This window comes from Catenibacillus scindens, from assembly GCF_014202115.1.
GTDB classification, from domain to species: Bacteria; Bacillota; Clostridia; order Lachnospirales; family Lachnospiraceae; genus Catenibacillus; species Catenibacillus scindens.
In genome coordinates, this window is record NZ_JACHFW010000024.1 from 18634 (window position 1) to 27089 (window position 8456).

Here is an 8456-nt window from a genome sequence, read left to right on the forward strand (position 1 = left end):
ATTTATGCTATTATAAATAAGGAAAACTTGATTGAAAAGTAGGTATCCGTTTGCTCAGACAGTAAAGGTGATCCGACTTTACACAAATTTTATAGCTCTTCATATACACTCAACGTAGAAACGAGGTGGTTCGATGAAAATTTTGATTGTAGAAGATGAAGAAAAGCTGCGTAACTCCCTTGCAGAAGGGTTACGTTTGAAAGGATATGCTATTGATGTAGCGGGAGATGGAGAGAGTGCAGATGAAAAGGCCTTTTATGAAAGATATGATCTCATCATTCTGGACCTGAATCTACCCAAGCTAGATGGGTTTTCTGTGCTCGAAAATTTTCGTAAGGAAAATTTGGATGTTCCTGTGTTGATTCTGTCTGCCCGTGATGGGATTGAAGACAAGGTAAAAGGGCTAGATTTGGGAGCCAACGACTACCTGACTAAACCTTTTCATTTTGCGGAGTTAGAGGCTCGTATGCGCTCACTGCTACGTAGGAAAACAGTGATCGAAAACACTGTTTTGTCCAGTGGGTCTCTTTGTTTTGACACCGCATCCAGAATCGTAACCGCAGCGGGGCATCCAGTTTCTCTGACTACGAAAGAAAATGCCCTATTGGAGTATCTGCTGCTGCACAAAGGACGAGTAATCAAGTTAGAAGAATTGATTGAACACGTATGGGACAGTAATGCTGACACCTTTTCTAATTCAGTTCGAGTTCATATGTCCTCCCTGCGTCGGAAGTTAAAAGCACAGTTGAGATATGATCCTATCTGTAACATTATCGGCGAAGGGTATGTAATTCGTGAGGAAGGAAGCATATGAAAAGAAGTATCCCGTTAAAGCTAAAACTAACTACTATTTCAGTATGTATTTTAACTGTTATGTGTGTGGCGTTTGCAATCTCTACTATTTACTCAACCAATGGGCTGGTTCAGGCCACCATTACTACGCCAGCGATCTCTGTTGATGAAAGTATGCCGGCAATAACATCGGAGCCCTCTGTTGCAGTCACGGAAGCTCTCTGGCAATTTAGGGGAACAACCGTGTTGGTTATGTTATGTCTTATTGCGATAGGTTCTGCTTTAACCTATCTGTTTGCTTCCAGAACACTTAAGCCATTGGAAGACCTTACAGAGAGAGTTCAACATATTGACATTCACAATCTAGATGAGGGTGTCTCAATTCCACAAACAAAAGATGAAGTTGCAAAGTTGGCTCAGGCGTTTCAAAATATGACCGAGAAACTCAATCTGTCTTATCAGGTACAAAAAAATTTTTCTGCTAATGCTGCCCATGAATTACGTACCCCTCTCGCTGCGATTCAAACCCAGTTGGATGTATTTCAAATGAAGCCAGATCGAAATCCTGAGGAATATACAAATTTGCTCCAAAGTATTGGAGAAAGCACAGAGCGTCTTTCCAATCTGGTAAAAGATCTGCTCACATTTACCAACGAACAAGGGATAGGAAAAAAGGAACCAGTAGAGTTGAGACCTTTGCTTGAAGAAACGGTCTTTGAACTTGAAGAATATGCTGCTACTAAACAAATTGAAATTACGATTTCTGGCCAAGGAACAGTGTTAGGCGATGACAGTTTGTTGCAGCGAGCGTTTTTTAATCTGATCTCCAATGCAATCCGCTACAATGTAGATTGCGGCTCCATTTTCATCGAAATAACAGATGCTCAGGTAACTATTGCAGATACCGGTATCGGTATTCCTGATGAGGCTAAGTCTCATATTTTTGACACATTTTTCTGTGTGGACAAGTCTCGCAGTCGAGAACTGGGTGGCAGTGGTCTTGGGCTAGCCATTGTAAAAAGTATTATAGAAAAGCATAATGGATACATTTATGTGAAAAACAATCAGCCTCAAGGCAGTATATTTATCGTAGGCTTTAATGGTAATATATAAAGAAAAGGACAGAATTGCACTACGAAGGAAATATCTAAATGAGAGAGGACGCCGGAAGAATTTCTTCCGGCGTCCTCTTTATATGGATTTTATACCAGCCGCGATATACTCCTTATGTAATGTAACTACACTACAACAAAGAAAGGATTGTATTTAAGATGAAAAAAATGATTTCAGTATTTTTGCTGCTGGTGATGGCACTTAGTTTGGCTTCTTGTGGAAAGTCCAACACAAACGCCGACACAAACGGAGGAGCTTCAACCACCGTCGCTGAGGCGCAGCAGGGGTCCTCCACATCAGAACAGAATGAGTCTAAGCCTGTTTCTTTGGGCGATTTCTCCGCGCAGGATTTTGATGGTAATGCTGTTTCCAAGGATATTTTTGCAGATTACGATTTGACCATGGTTAATCTTTGGACAACTACTTGCAGCTATTGCATTGAGGAAATGCCCATCTTGAATGAACTGAGAAAGGAATTTCAGGATGACGGTGTTCGCTTCAACATCATCAGTGTTTGTATGGATGTTGGAAATACCAATGAGATCAATGAGGACAGCCTGAAAAAAGCAAAGGAAATCATTAAAACCGCAGGAGTAGAGTATCCTACCCTGATCCCAGACAGCGTGCTTCTGGAAGGTCGTTTGAAGGGCATTCAGGCATTTCCGGAAAGTTTCTTTGTAGACAGCGAAGGAAATGTGGTCAGTGAGCCTTATGTTGGCGCAATGCCCAAGAACCACTGGCGTGTCACAATGAAGAACGAAATTGAGAAGATTGCACAGAAAGGGAACGAGGAATAACCCATGTTTGAATTAAAAAATATCACCAAAACATTTGGGGGCGAAGTAGCGCTGAAAAATGTGTCACTCTCCATTACCGGGGGGATGAACTACATCATCGGCGCATCCGGTAGCGGAAAAACAACATTGCTCCGCATTCTTTCTTCCATGGATAGACAGTATGAAGGCGAAGCATTTTATTGTGGCAGAAACCTTAAAGAACTATCTGATCAGGATTGCTCCCAGTTCTATGCAACGGAACTTGGCTTTATTGCCCAGGGTTTCCACTTGATTGACGAACTAACTGTTCGGGAGAACATTTTGGTTCCGACCTATCTGAGTCGAAACGATAGTGAAAAGCGTCTGAGTATGCTCTTAAAAAAGTTGGGGATTGAAAAACTGGCTGATCAGAAGGTTCGCACACTGTCAGGCGGACAGAAGCAGCGCGTAGCCATTGCCAGAGAACTGATGAAAGATCCTCAGGTGCTGATTGCCGATGAGCCTACTGCTGCATTGGATGCCAAAACCGCCCATGAGATTGGGGCACTACTGACGTCAATTGCCAAAGAGCGGACAGTCATCGTTGTGACCCACGACATCTCTCTCATTCAAGGTAATTGCTCCGTTTTTGAGTTAGATAAAGGCGTACTGATTAGATCGGACAAAGGTGACAGCACCACGAAAGCACATAGCCGCTCCACGGAGAATCTCCGCCTGACCATGCGCTCTGCTCTGCGGATGGCCGGAGTGACCGGCAAGCGCCAGATGGGAAAACTTCTCTCTATCGTCCTTGCAATGGCGATTGCTGCCTCCTGTCTTGCTGTGAACTTCAGCGGTATGCTAAATGGAAGTAGCAGTGAAGCGTTTCAGGAGCTTTTAGAAAAGCAGGGAAACTCGGTTCTAAATCTTCTGCTTGTTCCTTCGTTTACAAGTGGTGGCGAGGTAGGCAAGGAAAATCCTGGTGTTCCACAAGGTGTAGAGCAAGACATCAGCGGACTGCTAGAGGAATACCAAAATGATGACCGTATTGAGGCTATCATCATGGATGCACCAATGGAAGATATGGTTGTTACTGTAGATGGCAAGGACTTCATTATTGAAGAAAGCGGACAGTCCCCAAACTTCAATCAGATAATCGCCGGTCGCATCGCCGATAATAGTAAAAACGAAATCGTTTTGCCTAAAATCTTAGTGAAAAAAATGGGCTATACCAATGAAGAGATTCTCGGAAAAGAACTTTCCTTTGTCGGTTCGGTCTATAACTGGGACAGTGGTAAGCCGGTGGCAATGCCTATTTCCTTTACCGCTAAGGTTTCTGGTATTGCAGATACCTCTTATGGCATTGAATTTGATGGAAAAGTTGAGCGGTTCGAGCATGAGGATTCCCTGTTTCCGTCATTAGCAATTATGAAAGATATTTATGCTCAGGCAGAGAAAGAAAATCCCAGTTTTAGTTTCACTATCCGCGCAGATTCTCCCGAGCATTTTTTGGAACTTTACGATGAATTGATGGCAAAGGGCATTGTGCCGCTGGGACAGGCTGAGTTGATTCGGGACATTATGGGACTAAAGGGAACTGCTCTGGTGCAGTCTGGCCTTTCTTCCGCTTTGATTGTCATACTTTCCGTATTGGCTGCGCTTTCCGTATGCTTGGTTTGCGGATTTATGCGCAGGAAGGAGTATGCTGTCTATCGCCTCTGTGGCTATACAAAAAATAGTATCGTCTTGCTGACGCTGGTGGAATACACGGGAATGTTCTTGTTTACCGGACTTTTTAGCATGATTGTGGCGCTATTGCTGAGTGTCCCTCTCTGGCTGGGATGTGCGCTTAATTTTGGCGTGTCTGCCTTCTGCTTTGCAGAGACTTGCCTTATTTCCACCTCGGTTAATCCCCTAACTGCCTTGAAAACAGGAGGACGCGGATGATTGAACTGAACAATATTTCAAAAAAATATGGGGATCAAATCGTGCTGGATGGATTTTCCTATACATTTGGAGAGAACGGTATTACCTGCCTGTTAGGTGCATCCGGATCGGGAAAAAGCACGCTACTTAACCTTCTCGCGGGATTTGATCGAGAATACAGCGGAAAAATTCTGGTGGATGGGCAAGCACTTTCGGAACTGTCGGATGAAGAGCTTTGCGAGTACCGCAAGCATACCATTGGTTTTGTGTTTCAGGAATATCATCTGCTCACAGGCTATACAGTGCTAGAAAATATCCTGTTAGCCGCTGAACTGACCTGTCAGGATAACGCCCAAAATAGAGAATGGGCTCTCTCTCTGTTGCGTCGTCTTAATATTGAAGAAAAGGCAAACGAGAAAATAGAAAACCTTTCCGGTGGGCAAAAACAACGTGTGGCTATTGCGCGGGCGTTGGCTGGAAATCCCCAGGTGATTCTGGCCGACGAACCGACCGGAGCCCTTGATCGCAAAACTGCGGATGAGATTATGGCAATTCTTTCGGAGATTGCAAAACAAAGCCCGGTCTTGATTATTACTCACGACCGTAAAATCTGTGATTATGCAGATGAGGTTGTCACCATAGAAGATGGTAAATGCAAAGTATGGAAAGAGACGAAAAAACAGGCAGTTACAGTTTTAACGCAAAAGGAAGCACTTCCTGATGTGCCCATTTCTATGTCTAAGAGAGCATTGCACAACTTCAAGACGCATTTCAAACGATTTTTGGGAATTTCTCTTGCAGTAACGATTGCAGTATGTGCAATACTTATGTCATTCTCTTCACAAAACATAATAGAAGAAAAAATCAATCACTTTGAGCAAAAAAATACCGCGTTCTCCTGGGGACAGATTTTACTGAAGGAAAATGACAAGGTAGAAGATGTACTTTCACTGCTTGAACGATCTCCGGATATCCAGCAGTACTATATACAGTATCCAGTCCCAGAGTGCAAAATAGAATTTGGAGGACACAGCCTTTCTGTTCCGCCAAAACAATTTGGTAGTATTTCCAACGAGTCCATGAACATCGGTGTCATGCCCAGAGATGGGGAGATTGCTATCACGCCATCCCTTGCCAAACAGTTTGCACAGGATATCCGTACGCTGATTGGAAAAGAAATCGTCTTCTCCTGTGGTAATTTTTCAAGGAAACTGCAAATCAGCGGCATTTACAGTGGCAGTTTTGATGACTACTACCTGGATGCAATAACGGAACAGGAGCTCTATGGCACTTTGCAAGGGGATGAGTCCCCTGTATCGGTGACTTATCAGGTCAACGGCTTTGACGAAGTTCTGGAAGTAGCTGCTCAGCTTACAGAGCAAGGAATCGTTCCTATTACAGCTGCAAAACAGGTGGAAAGTTTGAAAGAGACCTTTGTGCAGTTGCAAACGATGTTTATTCTTGTATCAGTCTTCATTGTTGTGATTGCACTTACCATCAGTGGGATGCTACTGATGAAGCTGGCGCGTATGCGCTCGGGTGAAATAGGACTTCTGATGGCGCTCGGATATCATCGTGGACAGATCCAAAAGATGCTTCTTTGGGAAAGCCTGCTGTTGTCGTCTCTTTCCGCCTTGACAACCACATTGTTTGCACTCCTTCTCACCACCCTGTCAGGGATTCTTCCGGTTCATATTGCCCCGCTTCAGTTTGCTGGGAGCATTTGCGGAACCGTCCTTCTGGTATGGTTTATTACTGCCATAGCCAACGCAAAATTACTGCGAACAGACCCTGCAAAAGCGTTGAGGGAATGAGTGACATTAAGGAGGAAACCCAATGAAGCAAAAAAATATCTTTCATTCCAACTGGATCACGGTATTGTTGCTAGTCATCGGTGTTATATTTCTGAGTCTTGGAATCTGGCGGGAGGAGTATGCTATCGTCATGAGCAAGGCCATCAATATCTGTTTGGAGTGTATTGGAATTGGATAAGCAAGCAAAGAAATCAGAACGATTCCGCCATTTTTTTCAAGTCTTATGGGCGGTTATCACCAATAGTTATCTCATCGGCTTTGTCCGAGGAAAAATATATCAAGGAAAGATAAAGAATATCTGTGTACCGGGCATGAACTGTTATTCTTGCCCCGGCGCTGTAGCGGCCTGTCCCATTGGTGCTTTGCAGGCTACTATTGGAAGCTACGAGTATAAGTTTGCCTTCTATGTTGCCGGTTTTATGATTTTGGTCGGTACGTTCATGGGCCGCTTCGTATGTGGTTGGCTGTGTCCATTCGGTTTGATTCAGGATCTGCTAAACAAAATCCCGCTTCCTTCCAAGTTGAAGATCCGTACATTTAAGGGTGACCGTCAGTTGCGCTGGCTGAAATACGGGATTCTTTTGGTATTCGTTATTCTTCTTCCGCTGTATATCACTGATATGATTGGCCAGGGTTACCCTTGGTTCTGCAAGCTGATTTGTCCGGTCGGAACTTTGGAAGGCGGAATTCCCTTGGTGCTGCTGAATGATGCAATGCGAGCCACAGTAGGATGGCTGTACGCTTGGAAAAATGTCATTTTAATCGTAACCATTTTGGTGTCTATACTAATTTACCGGCCATTTTGTAAGTACATCTGCCCTTTAGGCGCAATTTATTCCTTGTTCAACCCAGTTTCTATTTTGCGCTACCGAGTGGATTCAGAAAAATGTGTCAACTGTGGTGCTTGTGCAAAAGCCTGCAAGATGGGGTGCGATCCGGTAAAGAATGCCAACAGTTTAGAGTGTATTCGATGTGGAAAATGCAAGAATATTTGTCCCACTCACGCTATCGAGTATTGTGCGATTTCAAAATCTCTGCGCAAAAAAAATAAAACATAAGGAGCATAAAACTGATTCAGGGAGCGGGAACGTGGATTACTGTTCCTGCTCCCTACTTTTCTTTTGAAAAGTTTTTTAAGAAAAATATCTATTGCTTGCCGGAAATGGAAGAAATTATAGTGATTCCGAATTCTGACTCGGACGGAAGCATATTTCGCTCCCTCATAGGGACTTTACAGGAAAAGAAAGTACAAATTCTTGATGCTACTGACCTAGCACCTTCCGTTCTGGGTTTCGGTGATATCAGGATATTTTCAGAGTAGCGTCGGACGCTGAAGCAAGGTGTGGAAAATATGAATAAGTTAATATTTTTGAGAGAATTTCAAGAAAGCGATCGTCATACATTGGAACAAATCGTTCGTGACACCTGGAATTACGATCGGTTTTGTTCGCCGAAAACAGCTCAAAAGTTGGCAAGGGCGTATTTGAGCAGCTGTTTGGCCGATCAGACCTATACACAGGTTGCTCTTGTGGATGATAAACCAGCTGGAATCATTATGGCTAAGTATCAATGTTTTTACGGATTTTGATATAGAAACTGCTTCTGATGTGCTTACCTTACTTTTTAAAATGGACGATCAGATAGATATGGAGATTGACGGAGATAAAGATGATGATGGAAATCGCATTCCAGAGACAATCTATATCCGTTTTAAGCACCCGGCAATCAATGACCGGTTGGCTAAGTTTGCTAAAACAAAGAAATGGCAGGAAAATCTGCTTGCCTCCAAAGACGCATTTCCAAGTGAAAAAGCATTCCAGCAGGAAGTGGCACAGATGAACGAAACCTGTGAGCAGATCAAACAGCATTTAGTTGATACGAACATTGTCGTCAAAAAAGGCATTTCTGGAATAGCTGTCAAAGTATATCCAGAAAATTAACAATAGGAGGTGTCTACCTTGAATTATAATGGTCTCATAAATTAAGACACTTTTTCGGACAATTTTTAATGAATCTGATATACTAAAATCAATACGAAAGAGAGGATTCATTACTA

The 8456-nt window shown here is 43.2% G+C and carries 9 protein-coding genes; all 9 read left to right on the forward strand.

The genetic code is table 11. The features are described from left to right. Positions 1-133: 133 nt before the first annotated feature. The 9 genes from HNP82_RS16920 (at position 134) to HNP82_RS16955 (ending at position 8340) form a co-directional block, all read left to right on the forward strand. The gene (locus tag HNP82_RS16920; RefSeq protein ID WP_183776618.1) at positions 134-814 is read left to right on the forward strand and encodes a response regulator transcription factor; all 681 of its coding nucleotides are present in this window, start codon (positions 134-136) and stop codon (positions 812-814) included. Beyond that, complete coding sequence (locus HNP82_RS16925; RefSeq protein ID WP_183776619.1) at positions 811-1905, forward strand: sensor histidine kinase; 1095 nt, start codon at positions 811-813, stop codon at positions 1903-1905. Before HNP82_RS16920 ends, HNP82_RS16925 begins: the two co-directional genes overlap by 4 nt. Positions 1906-2063: 158 nt before the next feature. Further along, on the forward strand, positions 2064-2702 hold the full coding sequence (locus HNP82_RS16930) for a TlpA disulfide reductase family protein (RefSeq protein ID WP_183776621.1): 639 nt from the start codon (positions 2064-2066) through the stop codon (positions 2700-2702). A 3-nt stretch (positions 2703-2705) separates the two neighbouring features. Further along, positions 2706-4607 carry an ABC transporter ATP-binding protein/permease gene (locus tag HNP82_RS16935; protein ID WP_183776623.1) on the forward strand — a complete coding sequence of 634 codons (1902 nt, stop codon included), beginning with the start codon at positions 2706-2708 and terminating at the stop codon, positions 4605-4607. Then, positions 4604-6400: an ABC transporter ATP-binding protein/permease gene (locus HNP82_RS16940; RefSeq protein ID WP_183776632.1), complete on the forward strand. Its 1797-nt coding sequence runs from the start codon at positions 4604-4606 to the stop codon at positions 6398-6400. The genes HNP82_RS16935 and HNP82_RS16940 overlap by 4 nt, the downstream gene beginning before the upstream one ends. Positions 6401-6422: 22 nt before the next feature. Beyond that, on the forward strand, positions 6423-6578 hold the full coding sequence (locus tag HNP82_RS16945; protein WP_176928143.1) for a CD1871A family CXXC motif-containing protein: 156 nt from the start codon (positions 6423-6425) through the stop codon (positions 6576-6578). After that, positions 6571-7458, forward strand: a complete 888-nt coding sequence (locus HNP82_RS16950; protein ID WP_243164837.1) for a 4Fe-4S binding protein — start codon at positions 6571-6573, stop codon at positions 7456-7458. The genes HNP82_RS16945 and HNP82_RS16950 overlap by 8 nt, the downstream gene beginning before the upstream one ends. A gap of 293 nt (positions 7459-7751) precedes the next feature. After that, positions 7752-7988 (forward strand): hypothetical protein, encoded by a 237-nt coding sequence (locus HNP82_RS17855; RefSeq protein ID WP_207720658.1) that lies wholly within the window; start codon positions 7752-7754, stop codon positions 7986-7988. Next, the gene (locus tag HNP82_RS16955) at positions 7933-8340 is read left to right on the forward strand and encodes an XRE family transcriptional regulator (RefSeq protein ID WP_183776634.1); all 408 of its coding nucleotides are present in this window, start codon (positions 7933-7935) and stop codon (positions 8338-8340) included. The genes HNP82_RS17855 and HNP82_RS16955 overlap by 56 nt, the downstream gene beginning before the upstream one ends. The last annotated feature ends 116 nt before the right edge of the window (positions 8341-8456 follow it).

Excerpts from the sequence above, each read along its gene's own strand:
- HNP82_RS16940 (WP_183776632.1), top strand. The coding sequence starts at position 4,604 with ATGATTGAACTGAACAATATTTCAAAAAAATATGGGGATCAAATCGTG.
- HNP82_RS16945 (WP_176928143.1), top strand. The coding sequence starts at position 6,423 with ATGAAGCAAAAAAATATCTTTCATTCCAACTGGATCACGGTATTGTTG.
- HNP82_RS16935 (WP_183776623.1), top strand. The coding sequence starts at position 2,706 with ATGTTTGAATTAAAAAATATCACCAAAACATTTGGGGGCGAAGTAGCG.
- HNP82_RS17855 (WP_207720658.1), top strand. The coding sequence starts at position 7,752 with ATGAATAAGTTAATATTTTTGAGAGAATTTCAAGAAAGCGATCGTCAT.
- HNP82_RS16955 (WP_183776634.1), top strand. The coding sequence starts at position 7,933 with ATGATAAACCAGCTGGAATCATTATGGCTAAGTATCAATGTTTTTACG.
- HNP82_RS16920 (WP_183776618.1), top strand. The coding sequence starts at position 134 with ATGAAAATTTTGATTGTAGAAGATGAAGAAAAGCTGCGTAACTCCCTT.
- HNP82_RS16925 (WP_183776619.1), top strand. The coding sequence starts at position 811 with ATGAAAAGAAGTATCCCGTTAAAGCTAAAACTAACTACTATTTCAGTA.
- HNP82_RS16930 (WP_183776621.1), top strand. The coding sequence starts at position 2,064 with ATGAAAAAAATGATTTCAGTATTTTTGCTGCTGGTGATGGCACTTAGT.